This is a genomic window from Sorangium sp. So ce887, assembly GCF_051521455.1.
GTDB lineage: Bacteria > Myxococcota_A > Polyangia > Polyangiales > Polyangiaceae > Sorangium.
Genome location: NZ_CP150354.1, coordinates 7,034,614 through 7,050,897 on the forward strand (window position 1 = coordinate 7,034,614; position 16,284 = coordinate 7,050,897).

General features: G+C 71.4%; 11 protein-coding genes and 1 pseudogene. 8 read left to right on the forward strand and 4 right to left on the reverse strand.

The features are described from left to right. Positions 1-101 precede the first annotated feature (101 nt). On the reverse strand, positions 102-341 hold the full coding sequence (locus WMF36_RS26025) for a VF530 family DNA-binding protein (RefSeq protein WP_437573458.1): 240 nt from the start codon (positions 339-341) through the stop codon (positions 102-104). 229 nt (positions 342-570) lie between these two features. Between WMF36_RS26025 and lodA the strand changes: the two genes are divergently transcribed. Together lodA and WMF36_RS26035 are read left to right on the forward strand one after the other, a co-directional pair. Continuing rightward, positions 571-2,610 (forward strand): CTQ-dependent lysine 6-oxidase LodA, encoded by a 2,040-nt coding sequence (lodA, locus tag WMF36_RS26030; protein WP_437573459.1) that lies wholly within the window; start codon positions 571-573, stop codon positions 2,608-2,610. A gap of 71 nt (positions 2,611-2,681) precedes the next feature. Next, positions 2,682-4,112, forward strand: a complete 1,431-nt coding sequence (locus WMF36_RS26035; RefSeq protein ID WP_437573460.1) for a tryptophan 7-halogenase — start codon at positions 2,682-2,684, stop codon at positions 4,110-4,112. 362 nt (positions 4,113-4,474) lie between these two features. On the opposite strand, the pseudogene WMF36_RS26040 reads toward WMF36_RS26035, so the two are convergent. Continuing rightward, a pseudogene (locus WMF36_RS26040) lies at positions 4,475-5,158 on the reverse strand (protein kinase domain-containing protein); the annotation flags it as partial. A 293-nt stretch (positions 5,159-5,451) separates the two neighbouring features. Here WMF36_RS26040 and WMF36_RS26045 point away from each other — a divergent pair. Further along, positions 5,452-6,102 carry a response regulator transcription factor gene (locus WMF36_RS26045; protein WP_437573461.1) on the forward strand — a complete coding sequence of 217 codons (651 nt, stop codon included), beginning with the start codon at positions 5,452-5,454 and terminating at the stop codon, positions 6,100-6,102. Between the two features lie 183 nt (positions 6,103-6,285). Further along, a complete protein-coding gene (locus tag WMF36_RS26050) occupies positions 6,286-8,424 on the forward strand; it encodes a hypothetical protein (protein ID WP_437573462.1) in 2,139 nt (712 codons plus the stop codon). A 759-nt stretch (positions 8,425-9,183) separates the two neighbouring features. Here WMF36_RS26050 and WMF36_RS26055 read toward each other — a convergent pair. Beyond that, positions 9,184-10,104: a transposase gene (locus tag WMF36_RS26055; protein WP_437573463.1), complete on the reverse strand. Its 921-nt coding sequence runs from the start codon at positions 10,102-10,104 to the stop codon at positions 9,184-9,186. Positions 10,105-10,454: 350 nt separating this feature from the next. On the opposite strand from WMF36_RS26055, the gene WMF36_RS26060 reads away from it, so the two are divergent. From WMF36_RS26060 to WMF36_RS26075, 4 genes are all read left to right on the forward strand, one after another. Beyond that, on the forward strand, positions 10,455-11,717 hold the full coding sequence (locus WMF36_RS26060) for a DUF6688 family protein (protein ID WP_437573464.1): 1,263 nt from the start codon (positions 10,455-10,457) through the stop codon (positions 11,715-11,717). 51 nt (positions 11,718-11,768) lie between these two features. Then, a complete protein-coding gene (locus WMF36_RS26065) occupies positions 11,769-12,044 on the forward strand; it encodes a hypothetical protein (protein ID WP_437573465.1) in 276 nt (91 codons plus the stop codon). After that, complete coding sequence (locus tag WMF36_RS26070) at positions 12,041-12,811, forward strand: hypothetical protein (protein ID WP_437573466.1); 771 nt, start codon at positions 12,041-12,043, stop codon at positions 12,809-12,811. The genes WMF36_RS26065 and WMF36_RS26070 overlap by 4 nt, the downstream gene beginning before the upstream one ends. A gap of 171 nt (positions 12,812-12,982) precedes the next feature. After that, the gene (locus tag WMF36_RS26075; protein WP_437573467.1) at positions 12,983-13,186 is read left to right on the forward strand and encodes a hypothetical protein; all 204 of its coding nucleotides are present in this window, start codon (positions 12,983-12,985) and stop codon (positions 13,184-13,186) included. Positions 13,187-13,285: 99 nt separating this feature from the next. Here the strand turns inward: WMF36_RS26075 and WMF36_RS26080 are convergent, their stop codons facing one another. Next, on the reverse strand, positions 13,286-16,057 hold the full coding sequence (locus tag WMF36_RS26080) for a YncE family protein (RefSeq protein WP_437573468.1): 2,772 nt from the start codon (positions 16,055-16,057) through the stop codon (positions 13,286-13,288). Between the last annotated feature and the right edge of the window lie 227 nt (positions 16,058-16,284).

Consider the following 16,284-nt stretch of genomic DNA (forward strand, 5'->3'; position numbering starts at 1 on the left):
ACGGCTCGACGCGCGTGCGGGTCGGGCGCCCGCGATCTCCGAGGGCGAGGTCGACGAGGGGCTCGCGGCGTACGCGATGCCCTCAGCGCAGAGGAAGCTGGTCAAGGCGTGGGCTTGGCCTTCTCCTGCACGTCCCGCAGGTAGAGCGCCTCCACCTGCTGCCGGGCCCACGGAGTCCGCCGCAAGAATTGCAGGCTCGATTTGATGCTGGGATCGTACTTGAAGCAGCGAATGTCGATCATGCGCCCGAGCTTCTCCCAGCCGTGCTGCGCGACCAGGTGCTCGACGATCGTCTGGAGCGTGACGCCGTGAAGTGGGTTGTTGGGCTGGGGCTGGGACATATCGATTCTGCGGGGCGGCGGGGGGATCGGGCCGGAGGGGCGGGCGCGATCCCCGCTATGTAGCACGTCTCGCGTCGCCGCGACGCGCAGGCGCGCCACGGGTCGATCCAGAGTCGCGCAATTGTGCTGTCAACCCGGGGCAGGTCCCGCAGTTGGAGCTTGACGTTTCCGAGATGTTTGGATTTCCTCCCTCCTGTCCAGCACGACGGACCGTAAGGAAGGGCCACTCATGATGAAGAAGACCTATCAGATACACCCTCGGGTCGGTGTCGCGCGCGTCGGGAACTCACCGAAGGAGTTCTACCTCGGCCCCGAGACCACGGGCGGGCTGCCCATCGAGTGCGACAGGTGGGGGAACGCCTCCGGCGACGGCGAGGTGAGGCACGTCAAGCGCTACAAGGACGCAGCCGGCGCGATCAAGCGGCAGGCGGCGCGCTTCAAGATCTACGAGCACGACGGCTCGGGGGCCGCGCGGGAGGTCTCGCTCCGCGGCGACATCGTCTCCGTCCAGTGGACGGTGCACATCGCGAACAAGAAGTCGGCCTGGTACAACTTCTCCGAGCTCCAGGGCGATCTCATGTTCGGCCAGGAGAACAGCTACAAGAACCAGCACGTCCCGCTGCGGAATGCGACGCCCGACCGCACGACCGACGCCCAGCGCCAGAAGCTCATCACCGATCCCGGCCCGCGCGCCGTGTGCCGGCCGCGCGAGCGGGTGGCGTTCTCGCGCTACAACATCCCGGCCGATTACAAGCACGGCCAGTTCCCGCCGACCGGCCTGTCGCCGATGGACATCGACTCGCTCGGCGAGATCATGATGGACGACGACGGGCGCCTGATCGTGCTCGGCGCGTTCGGCAACAACGGCGGGCCGCCCGGCACGAGCATCACCTCGTTCGCCGGGGCCGAGGGCTTCTACGACGACATCGCCGACGGCTACGTGCTCGCCACGATCACGCACAAGGACGGCACCACGGAGGATCTCGAGCCCGCGTACGTCCTCATCGGCAGCCCGAAGTATGCGCCGGAGCTGGTCAATATCATCACGCTCGAGGACACCGTCTATGACGTGGCGGTCCGCTATCAGGGCTTCGACCCGCGCCTCTACACGGGCACCCCCGCCACCGCCGCGTCCGCGGCCGCGTTCGATCCGATCGCGGGCTTCAACCCGGACTACCGCCCGAACTACAAGCGCGACATCGAGCCGATCATCACGCGGCCCCAGGGATACCGCTGGGTCGCCCAGGTCCCCACGATGATGGAGTTCGCGTTCCCGCGCTTTGACACCACGGACGCGAGCGAGAGGACGCTCGCCGCGCGGAAGCGCTACTTCAGCTATTTCCGCGTGCCGGTGACGGCCGAGAACTACCGGTACATCAACGAGATCGAGAAGGGCCCGAACCAGCTCTTCGCGGACGACGGCGTGCCGCTGATGCCGCTCCAGTCCGGAGATAACTCGGTCACGAACAAGACGATCTACAAGTTCCTCAGCCTCACGCCCACGCAGTACTTCTTCCTGAGCCAGTGGGCGAAAGGCATCTTCGACACCGGGGAGCCCGCGCCGGACGACCACGGCGGCGTGACCGCGCTCGATCGGCAGGTCATCGCGAACTGTGTCGGAGGCCCGTTCAGCCCCGGCATCGAGACGACGTGGGTGGTGCGCAACCCCGCCCTGTACGCGTCCCCGTTCCAGTTCAAGGTCGCGCACTGGGAGAAGAGCAACGGGACGCTCGAGCGGTACTACGCCGCGAACGGCCTCTCCCCCAGCAGGGACGCGCAGGAGGGCGGCGGGCTCGAGCCCGGCGATCTCACGAAGCAGATGGCAATCCCCTGGCAGGCAGACTTCTTCGATTGCACCGTCCAGACGCCGAACATCAGCAACCCCCAGGTGAACCAGAGCCCGGCGGACGATGGTATCCAGATCCCACCCACCTTCTATGTGTACTGGTGGCCGCCTCAGGCGCCGATGCAGGTGGTGGCGGGCTCCGTCGATCCGGGCATGCAGGTGCTGGATGGCTACGTCTCGAACCAGCCGGCCTGGCAGTCGGGCTCGAACGGGGTGTACTCGGTGATGAACAACTACAGCATCGTCGCCGCCGGCCAGACCGTGGCGTATCACCGCGGCGTCAACACGTTCGACCAGATGCTCGTCTCCTGGCAGGACCTCGGGTTCATCGTCAACCAGGGCACGAGCGAGTATCCGAATTTCGTCGAGATGGAGCGCAACACGAGCTTCCTGGCGCAGGGCGTCGCCACGGGCGAGAAGTAAGCCTGCGCCGGGGCGGAGGGCCGCGGCGCGTCGCCCTCCGCCCGCTGCCCGCCGCCCCTCTGGAGGACCTCATGGAAGCGGATCGATTCGATGTCGTCGTGCTGGGCGGCGGGCCCGCGGGGATGGCGGCGGCGCTCACGCTCGCGCACCACAGCGCGCTGTCGGTGGCGGTGCTCGAGAAGTCGGACTATGACGCCCCGCGCATCGGCGAGACGCTCTCGCCCGGCGTCGTGGGGCTGCTCCATTATCTGAAGGTCTGGGACGCGTTCGTCGCGGCCGGGCACCAGTCGACGTTTGGCACCTCGGCCGCGTGGGGCAGCGACGCGGTTGTGTCGCGCGATTACCTCTTCACGCCGTTCGGGCCGGGCTGGCACCTGGACCGCACGCGCTTCGACGCGCTCCTCTCGGACTCGGCCGCGCGCGCCGGCGCCGCGGTGTGGCGGGGCGCGCGCCTCGCCCACGCGCAGCGCACCTCGGACGGCTGGGAGCTCGACGTCGCCCAGGGCGACACCCCGCGCCGCGTCCGGGCCCGCTTCGTCGTCGACGCCACCGGCAAGGCGGCGATCTTCGCGAAGCGGCGCGGGGTGAAGCGGTGGAGCTTCGATCGGCAAATTGGCGCCGCGGGCCTCTTCCGCTTCCCGGGTGGCGTCCCCGACGACACGTTCACGCTGGTCGAGGCGGTCGAGACCGGCTGGTGGTACTCGGCGAAGCTGCCCGGCGGAGCGCTGATCGTCGCGCTCATGACGGACGCCGACATCGCGAACAGGCTCGGCGTGCGCGAGCCGGCGGCGTGGCTGGAGGCGCTGGAGGGGGCGGCGCACACAAAAAGCCGCCTGTCAGGCGGCGGCCTGGAGGGCGGCGTGCGCATCGTCCCCTCGCACTCGTCGCGCCTCGATCGGACGGTCGGCGAGCACTGGATCGCGGTCGGCGACGCCGCGGCGTCCCACGATCCGCTGTCCGCGAGCGGGATACCCCGCGCGCTCGACTCGGGCATCCACGCCGCGCGCGCCATTCACAGCTTCCTCGGCCGCGGCGATGGCGCGCTCCTGGCCTGGTACGAGGCGTACATCCGGCAGAGCTTCGAGTCCTACTGCGCGACCCGCGCGAGCTATTACCAACTCGAGCGGCGCTGGCCGGCCTCCCCGTTCTGGCGCAGGCGCCGGCAGGAGGTCGCGCTGGATCCGCGCGCGCTCGTCCGGTGGCGCGCGGAGGTCGAGCCGGCGGAGGCGTTCTCGACCGCCTCGCAGGACCTCGCGCTCCGCGATTACGCGCTCCTGCGCGACCTCTCGCTCGCCGCCCGCCCCGCTCACGAGGTGGTGGCGGAGCTCAAGCGGCGCAGCGGCAGCGCGCTCTGCGATCAGCGGATCATCCTGGCGCTCCAGGAGCTGACGGCGTGCGGGATCGTGGACATCGCCGCGGACGCGGGCGAAGGCGGCCTGTCGGATCCGCGAGCCAGCGGGGCTCGTCTGTCAACAACCGGTGAGGCCCGGGCGGGGAGGTAGCTCACCACGCCCGGACGGCCTGGACGGCTCGTCGGGATCCGACGTGCCGTCCAGCTCGGCCATGGGTCTCCGCCGCCATGACGCGCGCGGAAGGGGTTCGTCGTTCTACCTGGAGTTGATGCCGAGCTTGGGGTCGAACGCGTAGTACGCGATCTTGCTCCCGTCTTGATCTCCACCGGATCGTAGGGACGCACGGACGCGACGCCGCGCCGCGCCTCGGCTGCGATCCCCTCCGCGCTCTCCCGGAGCGCTGCGATCTCGGGCAGGAGCGCCTCTGCCCCCGAGAGCAAGCCGAGCGCCTGCTCGCGCCGCCGGGCCCCGTCGAGCCAGTCGACGATCTCGCGGGCCAGCGCCTCGGCGTCGGGGTAGCGCTCGGCCGGATCGCGCTCCATCGCCCGCGCGCAGACCGCGCAGAGCTCCTTCGGCACGGGCGGCCCGCCCTGCGCCGCCTCGGCCACCGGGATGGGCGGGCCCACGAGCACCTGCCGCCACACGGCGAGGCCGCTGCCCTGGTACGGCGGGCGCCCCACGAGCAGGTGGTACAGGATCGCGCCGAGGGCATACACGTCGCTCGGCGGCCCGTGCAGCGCGCGCTGACCTTGCGCTTGCTCCGGCGGCATGAACGCCGGTGTCCCCAGCACCTCGCCGTGCCGGGTGTGCCCCGCGTCCCCCGCGTCCTCGCCGCCCCGCGTGCTCGGCGGCGCGTCGAGCCTGCGCGACAGATCCCAGTCCATCACGAACGCCTCGCCCAGGTCGCCGACCATGGCGAGGACGCGGCCGAGGAGCACGTCGCGCACGCGCCGCACGTCGCCCGAGGCGCCGCGCGCGAGGCGCCCGAGATCCTGGTAACGAGGCGGCAGCGACGGACCCTCGCCGTCCACGGGATCGGCGCCGCGGACGCCGGACTCGTGCAGGGTGGGTGGGACCGTGGGCTCGGGCGCGTCATCATCGAAAGAGGTCACCGCGCGCAAGCAGTTCGCGGCGCTGGGAATCCAGAACGCGGCGGGCATCGTGGAGCGGCGGCCTGGGACCGGGGAGCTGCGCATCGGCGTGAAGAGCGTGGAGGTCACGCGGATGTGACGAGCGCGTCAGCGCCCCCACTGCCGCCGCCGTGCTCCGACCCGATCGCGACCCAGTGTGGCACCAGCAGCCGGCTGCCCTGGAGCGCCGCGCGCCTCGGGAAAATGCGGACGGCTCGCTCAGGCCCGCGACGAGGCCGTGCTACGGTCGGGCTCCGTGGTCACGAGCACCGAGGGTGGCCACCCTCACGCCCCCGCGAGCCGCCTCCGTGGTCCCAGCGACCGGACCCATCCACCCCGATCTTGATTGGAGACAGCGCATGACGAAGCTCGGCGTGTTCCTGGTCGACGATCACCCGATCGTACGCGACGGGCTGAAGGCGTTGATCAACGCACAACCTGACATGACGGTCGTCGGCGAGGCGGCGGACGGCCTCAGCGCGGTCGAGGCCGTCACGCAGCTCGGGCCGGACATCGTCCTGATGGACGTCACCCTGCCCAGGCTCGGCGGAGCGCAGGCAACCGAGCGCATCAAGCAGGCGCGCCCGGAGGTCCACGTGGTGGCCCTGACGGGCTACGAGGACAAGTCCAACGTCGAGCCGCTCCTGAGGGCCGGGGCGTCGGGGTACGTGCTCAAGGGCGTGCGGGGCGCGGAGCTGGTCCGGGCCATCCACGCCGTGGCCGCCGGGGGCGTGTACCTCGATCCGTCGATGACGGCCCACGTCGTGTCGAGCGTCGTCGGCCGCACCTTCGGGGGCGCCGGCTCGGGCTCCGAGCTGAGCGAGCGCGAGGCCGAGGTGATCCGGCTCATCGCCGAGGGGCACGCCATCAAAGAGATCGCGGCCCGCCTCGACCTGAGCGCGCGCACGATCGAGACCTACAAGGTCCGGGCGATGGAGAAGCTCGGCCTCACGAGCCGCGCGGACACGGTCCGCTACGCTCTGCAGAAGGGCTGGCTCAAGAGCGAGTAGCGCCCGCGCGGCGCCGGCTCCGGCGGCCGGCAGGCGGCTGTGGAGACGAGGGCCATACCAGCGCCTGCCCGCATCCAGGGTCGACGCTGGTTCGAGCTGTTCATGATGCGTCCCCTGGCGCGGCCGACGCCTGGTGACCCGGCCGGGAGGCCTGTTAGACGTGGAGCAGGAGGCTCTCCCTGCATGGTCGCTCCGCGGCTCTCGCCCCTCACGCTCACGCTCACGCTCGTCGCGGTCTCCTGTGGCCCCGCTGCCGGGCCGGCGCCGGCGCTCGCACCGGCGACGGTCGCCATCCCCCCCGCCCCGCCGCCGGAGGCGCCGGCGCGCGCCACGGGCGGGCCGGCCGCCGATCCCTCGGCCCCGCTCTCGCTGCCGGCCGCCGCGAGCCCTCCGGCGGCCTGGATCGAGCCGCCCCTCGCCGAGCAGGAGCGCGCGCGGGCCCACCGGAACCTCTTCCGCGAGCACCGGGAGATCGCCCTCGGCGAGCACGTCGCGATCGTCGCCGCGAACGGAGAGCTCGCCGGCCCGGGCGGCGGAGCGGGCGCCGGCCCGGGCGTCTTCGCCATCCACGAGAAGCTCGGCGTCGTCGGCCCCCTGAAGCTGCCCGCGCGCTCAACCTGGGTCGGCGTCGCCGGCTCGCCGCCCTCAACCTGGGTCGGCGTCGCCGGCTCAACCTGGGTCGGCGCGCCCTCAACCTGGGTCGGCGCGCCCTCAACCTGGGTCGGCGCGCCCTCAACCTGGGTCGGCGTCGCCGGCTCGCAGGCCGACTCCCTCTATGCGGCCACGCCGGAAGGCGCGCTCCACCGCGCGGCCGGGATCCACGAGGCGCTGAGGCCCGACGGCTTCGAGCCGCGCGGCAGCGTCGCCGGGGCGACGGCGTGGGATGCCGCCGGCGCCCTCATCGCGGCCGCGGCGGGAGAGCGCGTCAGCGTCTCCGCCGACGAGGGCCGCAGCTTCACCGCGGCCGTCGTCGCGCCCGGCAAGCGGGTGCGCGCGGTGCTCGTGCGACCCGACGGCGTGCTCGCGGCCGTGGTCGAGGCGCCGGCGCGCGGGCAGCGCCCGGGGGCGCCGGAGACGTTCCTCTCGCTGGATCGCGGGCAGACCTGGAAGCGATCCGCGTTCCAGCCGCGCACCATCGAGCGCGCGGGCTCCTGGATCTGGAACGGCGACGCGACCTGCCCCGCCGTGCTGAGCCGCGACGGCCAGCAGTGGACCCGGGCCGCTTCGCCCGACCTGCTGCACGGCAGGCCCCCCCTCGACTCGGCGCTCTACCTCTCCACCGCCATCCGGGCCAGCGCGGCGGGCTCCTTCCGCTCGGCCATCGCCCCGCCCGCGCCCGAGCCGCCTCCGCGGGGCGCCGCCGCGGTCGGGCGGGAGCCGCCGTGCAAGAGCGACGACGCGCTGGGCGCGGGCAGCGTCGTGGGCGGCATCCTGGGCGCGTACGGCGCCTCGTGCGAGGGCGCGCTCTGCCTGCTCCACCTAGGTCCGCCGCTGCCGCCGCCGACGGGCACCTGGATCACGGCGTTCGGGGACGGCCTCTGCGATCCGGCGCGCGTGCCGCCGGGCGGCGCCTGCGCCGCGCACCTCGCGCGGCCACCCACGTTCGCGGTCGTCGATGAGCTCGCGAGCACCGTGACGCCCGTCGCGGCGCCGGAGGGATGCCCGCAGCCGGTCGCGCTGCACAACGCGGCCGGCGCCGGGGTGCTGATCTGCCGCGGCGGCAGCGGGAGCGCGGCGATCTTCGTGCGGGGCGCGCACGGCCCGTGGCACGCCGAGGGGAGCCAGGCGATCCCGGCCGAGGCGCTCGGCTCGATCGCCGCGGCGCCGGACGGCACGCTGCTCCTGCGCGGGCCGGCGCTTCCGGCGAGCGCTCAGGGACGCGAGCCGCTGCAGGCGCTAGTGCGCCGCCCGCTGCCGCTCGGCGCGGCGCAGGCGTGGCGGCGCATCGTGGTGCCGGACGGGGTCGCGGCGCTGCCGGCTCCCGGCGGCGCGGCGCTCCTCGCGACCTCGCCCGCGGCCTCGGCGGGCGCACGCCTCGACCTGGCGCTGGATCGCCCGGGTCACCCGGTGCTCGGCCTGGCGGGCGATGTGGAGGTCGACCAGAACCTGATGCGGATGGAGGTGCGGGACGACGGGCGCGTGCGGTTCCGCGGGGTCCCGAAGCCGGCGCCCGAGGTCCAGGGAGGGCCCAAGGCCGCGGCATCCGGGCCGCGGGAGGCGCGCTGGTATGCACTGACCCACGGCGGCGAGTTCGTCCCGGAGGCGCCATCCGCACCGGCGCCACCGGCCGAGGAGCACCGGTTCGGGCCCGCGGGCCGCTGAGGACGCGAAGTCGGTGTGCGGCAGGTCGGTGCGCTGGTGCAGCCGCCGGGAGACCCCGCTCGGGGAGGTTGCGCCGGGGTCCCAGGGAAGCGCGCCGACGGTCGTGGCGAGGAGACCCCGGCACGGGCGGTGGGTCGCCGGGGGGATGGCGGCGGGAGCCCCGGGGCAGCGGGAGCCGTCCCCGGCTCGGAGGGCGCGAGCCCCGCGGGGGTTGAACCGAGCGAGGTGGGGATGAGTCCGGCGAAGTTGAGACGGCCGAGGTGGCCCACCCCCCAACCTGTGGCCCACCCCCAACCTGGGTCGGGTCGGCCCACCCGCAACCTGGGTCGGGACGGGTCGGGTCGGGTCGCCCGGCCCACCCGCAACCTGGGTCGGGTCGCTCAACCTGCGGGTCGGTCCCACCGCCGCCAGGTCGGTTTCGGGTCGCCTAACCTGGTCGCGGGTCCCGGTCCCGGTCCGTTCCCAACCCGGGTTGGGTCATTCCCAACCCGGGTTGGATCATTCCTGGGTCATTCCAGCTGGGTCGCCGCCGTTCGGCGTCGCCGCCGTTCGGACAGCCAGGACCTACGATTATGTTATCGTTGGCGCCCCTTGGTGCGCGCTTGGAGTGGCATCACTCATATGACGGCAGCCACGCAGCGCTATGCGAGGTGGTCGACCGCACGCCGTACGCTGTGAAGACGAGCGTTTCCCACCACGACGTGCCGAAGCCGTCGCCCGCCCTTGCCCACCGCGATGTGTAGCGCGCTCGCCCAGTGCCTACACCATGAGCACGCCGTCCATCACTCTGGCGCCATGAAACGTACGCATCCACCACGTCCCCGCCGGAAATACGACGCTGCGCACACCGGTATGCCATTGTTCGAGCGCTGCGCGATATGACGCACGAAACGCCCGTACAGCGGCACCAGCGATTCGCCATGCGTCACCCTGCTCACGGCCTACCGCAAACGTAGGATTGCGTTCGCGCAGCGCCTCGAAGCTCGTAGCACGCTCGTAGGGGGAGATCTTGCTGGCTTGCTCCGCGCCTAAGAAGCAGCGCCCATGCTGCTGCATCTCCGCATGAGCTTGCGCTTCTTGTCGCTCGAGCTCGGCGGCGACCTCTTGGAGAAAGCCCTCCGCGCTGTCCTGCTCGATAGCCGGCGGCAGCGAGAGCGGAAGCGTCACTTCATCGGGCCACAGCGGGTTTTCCGGGTCGAGGTACACAGAGGGGCGTGCCGCGCGCAGCACGCCGCGACCGAGCTCGCCCACATCCACCTTGGCGCCCGGCCACTCACGCGCATGTCGGACGAGGCCAGCAGCCACGGGATTCGCGAGGACGTAGGCGATCTTCTCCACCATCGCTGCGCGCGTCAGCAGCCGGACCACGCTCGGAGCCTCGTGGTCCCACACCGGCCCTTCCCATGTGCGGAGCACCTTCGTGCCGAGTGCGACGATGCGATGGAAGAACTGCAGGAAGCGCGGCAGGACGCCCGTCACGTCGGTCACGATCAAGTGAAGATGCGTTGACATCGCGCAGAGGGCGTGAACCTGGAGGCCGTAACGGCGCGCGGCGACCACAAGGGCATAAATCAGGAGCTGGGTGATGGCCGCGTCGGGGCGGAAGAGCAGGTGCCGACGCAGGACGCGACGGGTGATCATATACGTGGCGCCGTGAGCGATCTCGCGAGGGTGGCTCATGGCCGGCGCACACAACAAATGTCGTGCCGGGGTTGTGGTGAATCATCTCAAGGAGTTGCCACCCTTCTTGGGGGTGGCGGCCGCGTTCCGTGGGTGGCGGCCGCCAGCTGGGGTCGTCCGTCCCCGGGTTGCTAATGTGTCAGGTCTGCGGGTCTCGTCCCCGGTCTGTCTTGCGCAACCCGGGTCGGTCTCGCGCCGCGCCGCGCCGCGCAACCCGGGTCGGTCTCGCGCAACCCGGGTTGGGTCTGGGTCTGGGTCCAACCCGGGTCGGGTCTGTTGGTCGGGTCTGTTAACCCGGGTCGGGTCTGTTGTTGGTCTCCCCCGACTGGAGCCGTTACCATGCTGGACGCATGTCGCAGCAACCGCCGCCCGAGCCGCCGCACCTCCCACCCAAGCAGCCGTTCTCCCTCACCGACGGCGCCATCGCCGCCCTCGTCGCCACCGGCTACGGCATTCCGGTGCCCTCGGCGCTGCTCTTCGGCGCAGCGACCCTCGCGCCGTTCGACGGAGCGATCTTCATCGCCGTGGCGCTCTGCCTGGCGGGGTGGCTCGGCCTGACCGTATGGACGTACCGCGCGATCCGGCGCCGCGGGCGCGCCCCCTTCCAGGTCGCGTCCGAGGTGCTCGCGCTCCTCATCCTGCCCGCATGGGGCATGGCGTACAGCCACGAGGCGAACGACACGTGCGCTGTCCAGGCCTGCGACGCCGGCACCACCGCGTTCCGGCCGCTCGCCGAGCCCGAGGTCTACGGCCTGCTCGCGCTGCACGTCCTCACCGCCCTCGCGTACGTCGTGTCACGGCGCCGGCCAGGAGCGCTCCTCGGCCCCGCCGAGCTCGTCGTCCATGCAGCCTTGCTCCTCGGGATCGCCCTCCACGCCCTCCTGGCCGTCCACTTCGGCCTCTGGGTCCTCGGCGGCCTGCTCGTGCCGCCGCTGCTCCTGCCCTGCGTCGCGCCGGTGCTCACGGTCGCCTTCTATTCGGTCGAGCTGCGCGCGCGCCTCGTGCGGCGGGGCGTCGAGGCCGCCGCGCCCGCCCCGCTCGCCGCCGCGGAGGCCGCCTATCGCGCGGGGCCGCCCCAGGTCCCGCTCCCACCGCCGCCCGCGATCCACCGGCCGACGCTCTGGCGCGCCCTCGCGGTTTCCCCGCTGCTCCTCGGGATTCACGCCGTCGTTCACGCGGCCTGGCTGGGACATCCGGCGGCCGCGCTCCAGGTCTTCACCCGCACCTGCGGATACACCCTGTCGCAGCTCCCGATCGTCACGCTCCCCGGCGACTGCCATTACCTGTGCACCGTGGCGGCCCGCGGCCACGCCTGGCTCGTGCGCCCGCTCCGGCTCGGGCGGCGCGGCGGCACGCCGATCCTCGTCAATCGCCAGCTCGCGATCGCGAACGCCTTCGAGGATCTGCTGCACGAGCGCTGGCCGCGCTTCGGACGCGCGGCGCGCCGCCTCTACGACCGGCTCGGGCTTCCCGTGAGCCGGTACATCAGCGCCGCCTGGGCCGCCGATCTCGTCTATCTCGCGATGAAGCCCCTGGAATGGGCGTTCTACCTCGCGCTCCTGCTGCTCGACGCGCGCGCCCCCGAAGCGCGGATCGACCGCATGTACCGGTGATCGCCGGGCCGCCGCTACCACGTCACGACCAACCCTCTGTTCAGTTCGACGATGCCGGCGACTGGAGTCGCGCACAGGTTAGGCGGCGAGCTCAACGCCGTCGAGTTCGTGCTTCCCTCGAGCATCGCCGACGCGCCGGGAGGCGACTTCGATTATTGCAGCACGAGCCTGGCGCTCAACACCGCGCGGCTCTTCGAATTTTCCGCTTCGCAGGAGAGGCGGCTTCACATCAACACACCACCGCCGCTCAAGGCGCCCGTGCACGAGCCGCGGGATGCGGGGCACGGCTGCCTTGGCGGCGTTCGACGGCGAGGCTCCGTTCCATGATGACAATCACGACGATCCGGCGCAGCTCCTTGCAGATGGCCTGCGGCGCCGCCGCCTTGCTCGGCGGCGTGCTCCTCGGCTGCGGCGGCGATGACGCTCCAGACGACAGCGCGAGCACGGGCGGGATCCCGCTCGACGGCTACTTCCAGGCGTGGTCCGAGACCCACTGCCACCTCTCGTACTCGTGCTGCTCTCCCGCTGCCCTCGACAACCCCTTCCTCGCCGACACGGAGGAGACCTGCGTGCAGCTCGCGAGCGCCCTCCAGCAGGCGGGCACGCTGCCGCTCCTGCGCGCCTCCGTCGAGGCGGGACGCCTCGCCTACCATCCCGACAGGATGCGCGCCTGCGTCGATCTGCTGAACGGCGCCGGGTGCGCCGCGACCGACGCCGACTGGCGCTGCCTCCTCGACGCGTTCGAGGGGCAGGTGCCGCTCGGAGGAGAGTGCACCGTCGAGCACGACTGCGAGAACTGGCATTGCGTCAAAGCGGACCCTGATGCCGACGTGGGCACCTGCGCGCCGTGGGCGTCCGACGGCGCAGCGTGCCAGACGTTTGTCGACTGCGACAGCGGCCGGTGCGACATCTTCGGGACCGACACGTGCGGGCCGCGGCTCCCGGAAGGGAGCGACTGCGTCCTGGGTCCGGACTGCGAGACGGTCAACTGCGTCGAGGACACGGGGAAGTGCGGGCCGCCGCTCGACGACAACGGGTGCCCCGTCGACGGACGGCTACTCGACAACGACACGCCGGCGGGCAGCTGGTACTGATCACCTCGAGCGCGGCGCGCGCAGAGCACGGATCGAACCGCGCTCCGGCCGGCGGTGAGCTCGACCGACCGTGAACGGAGTCGCCGCCGGTGAGCTCAGTCGCCCGGAACGAGCGAGAGCGAGGTCAAATCGCCGGAGAATCCGATAACGGTCGCTGATGGGATCGCCGACTTGGACCCCCGTATCGAGAACGCCGGGGGGCGCTTCGCCCACGCTCTTCTGCCGGCCCTTCGCGCCGCCACCACCGACTGCATCACCCATGCATTGCGCCCAACCTACCTCGACGAGAGCGACGAAGACGCCCGGCGGGGCTACGAGCCCTGCGAGCGCGCGTACGGCCGGACGCCGTTCACCCCGGACGCCGGAGCGCCGTGAACGACGCCCGCTCTGCTGCAGCTCGGGTCAGGCACGGCGCAGCCGTCCGCGATAGGGACACTTCCCACGACGCCTTCGACCGGTGCGCATGCCGCCCTGTCACGGCGTGCTGGCAGGATCCGCGGGATCGCTGCACGCATCCTCCTCGTCGCCGTCGAGGAAGCCGTCGGCGTCGCGGTCGATCGCGATGCGATCCCCGGAGCCCGGCGGCGCGCAGGTATAGGTCAGGCGGGCGGCGGCGCCCGTGACGCGCGCCCGGAGCGCGGCGCCGGACACGGTCGGGCTCGCCTGGCGATCGGCCATGAGCTCGTCCGCGCCAACATAGAGATAGCTGACCGCTCGACCGGCGATCTGCCCCTTCACCACGAGATCGCACTCGCCGGCGTCGGCGCGCGACATCAGGAGATCGACGCGCGGCCCGGCCACCGCGGCGTTGGTCTGGGTCAGCGTGACCTGCTGGCCGACGATCGGCGCCAGGTTGCTGTCGAAGGCCAGCACGAAGGCCTCGAGGTTGCGCCGGATCACCTCCCCCTCCGGCGGGTCCGGGATCTCCCCGGGCGGAAACTGCGTCGAGAACCCGAGCGCGTGGAGGAATCGAAAGATGGTGTCCACGCTCCCGTCATGGATGAAGCCGAAGCCGCGGACCTGATCTCCGGTGAAGCCGTTGTCGCCGGGGATGAACCCGAACGCCGCCGGGAAGCCGAACTTCCCCACCTTCTGGTAGGCGTTGCGGAGCTGGGGCACCTTGAAGAGCTGCGTCTCCAGAGCGAAATTGGACAGCCCCGCCGTGCCGAAGAGCCCGGCGTCCGCGTCGAGCACATGGCACCCGATGCACGCCTTGCCGTTGATATCCAGCGTGGATTGAAACGCCTCGAAGCCGCTCTGCTGCTCGGCGGTCAGCGAGTTGTCGAGGGCGCGGATGGGGTTCGGCGGATACGTGATCTGCAGGACGAAGTCCGTGAACGCCTCCATGTCCGCGTCGGGGATGGGAGCGTGCCGCCCGAGGAGGTCGGTGAAGCCGCCCTGGAACTTCTCGAACGCCGCGCGCTCATCGAAGCTGCCGCTGTCCGGCTGCGCGGAGGGCGCGTCGTTGCCGCCCGTGCGGTCCCCGCGCCAGTGCATCGGGCCATGGTTCGCCATCCCTCGCAGGCTCTGGGTGGTCATCGGGCCTTTCATGGGGTGGAACGTCGGATGGGTGATGGGCTCGCCGGTGATCAGGTTGACGAGCGGATCATCAGCGAACGGCCCCGGGTGGTCGACCACGGGAGCGTCCGGGTTGCCCAGATCCCAGGCCAGGCTGTCGAGGTCGCCGAACACATGGCAGCTCGCGCAGGAAGAGTCGCCATGGCTCGATGAGAACGACGCGTCGTAGAGGAACGGGCGACCGCGGACGACGCTCTCCGGCTCGGGGTTGAACATCCAGACCTTGTCGACCTCGGCGCGCCGAGCCGTGCTGACGATGGAAATGGCATTGTCGAAGCGGGTCAGGACATATAGCTGCTGGCGGGGCTCGTCGAGCACGAGCCCCGTGGGGCCCCCGCCGGTCACGGGGATCTGGTACCTCACTGTCGGCGCGGTCATGCTCTCGAGCGCTGCGGTCCGATAGACGCCCACCTTGCTCGACCCGAGCGCGGCGACGTAGAGCGTCTCGCCGTTGCTGGAGACCGCCATCCCCGTGGGGCTCGCGAGGCTCGCGGCGTTCTCCTGGTTCGGGGTGGCCGCGCAGCACGCGGCGTAGTCGATATGGGGATTGAGGTGTCGCGGGGTCACGCCGTTCGCGCCGATGACGGTGATCCGGCTCTCGTGGAGGTGACCTCGCACGGTCCGCCCTGCAAAGGTGCCCGGGCCCTCGAAGCGGTCCAGGTTGTTCGCGTCGGTGTTGGAGACGTAGATGGCCCCGTTCACCGGGTTGACCGCCATGTTGTAGAGGACGGTGCCGACGCCCGTGAAGAACCCCGCGGACCCCGGGCGCAGCGCGGGCCGGGTCGCCATGGCGTCGATGACGAAGACGTCCTTGTCGGGGAGCGACAGCTTCACGGCGTCATCCCAGGTGCGCCCTGCCGTGTCCCCCCAGTGAGCGCCGCTCCACTTGACGATGATGCCGACCTCCGGCGCGGGCTGATGCTCGAAATTCGTGCTCGGCGGAGGGAGGCCGCCCGGCCCGAAGCCGTCGGAGACCATCGTCTCGAAGACGCTCGTGGTGCGGTTGCCCGAGTGAAAGGCGGCCGCATAGACGTGGCTGCCGTCCGGGCTTACAGCGAGCGCGCGGGGGGTATCCGCGAACAGCGTGATGACGGCGAGCGGGTCGCCGCCCAGGGAGCGCCCGAGATCTCCGGCGTCGAACACCCAGACGTCGGCGCGGCCGACGCCCGGCGTGGTGAGCTGCGGATCGAACGGGACGTTCTGGCCGCGGTGCGCCGCAGTGATGAACGCGCGCCGTCGCCCGGGCCCTGCGAACACGATGTCGCGCGGCTCGTCGCCGACCAGCAGCGTGCGGTCCACGTGGCCGGTCGCTCCGTTGCGACCGAGCCGCACGACGCTGACGCTGTCGGAGAGGTGATTGACGACCCACACTTCATCGTTGGTGCGTGCGGCCAGCGCGACGGGCTCGAGCCCCACAGGCACGGAGGTCAGGTGGACCAGGCGGCCCTGGCGGACGCTGTACACTTCGAGGCGGTTGTCGGGTGTGTTCACGGCGAACAGCCGCCGACCGTCCGGGGAGAGCGCGAGCGGCCGGACCTGCCCGCTCTCGAAGAGAGTGAATGAAGGCGCCGTGGCGTCCGCGGACGCGCTCACGACGAGAAGCGCGGCCACCACGCAGCTGGGCACGAGCCTGAACACCGCACGTCGACGGAAACAATGAATTGGCATGCCACCCCCCAGGGCGTCCGGAAGACCGACTCCGTTCCGGAAGGACGAAGGTCCGCTCACCCGCCGGGACGCCCGGGAAAGCCCCTCGACGGACGCGGCGCGGGTGCTCGGTCGACCCGTGCAACGCGGAGCAAAGACGGATGGACGCAAGCTTCAGAGTTATCATGGAAAGACTGAGATGGCTAGACGTTTGGAAGCATCTTGTCGAATCCACGAGATGCGCCCAG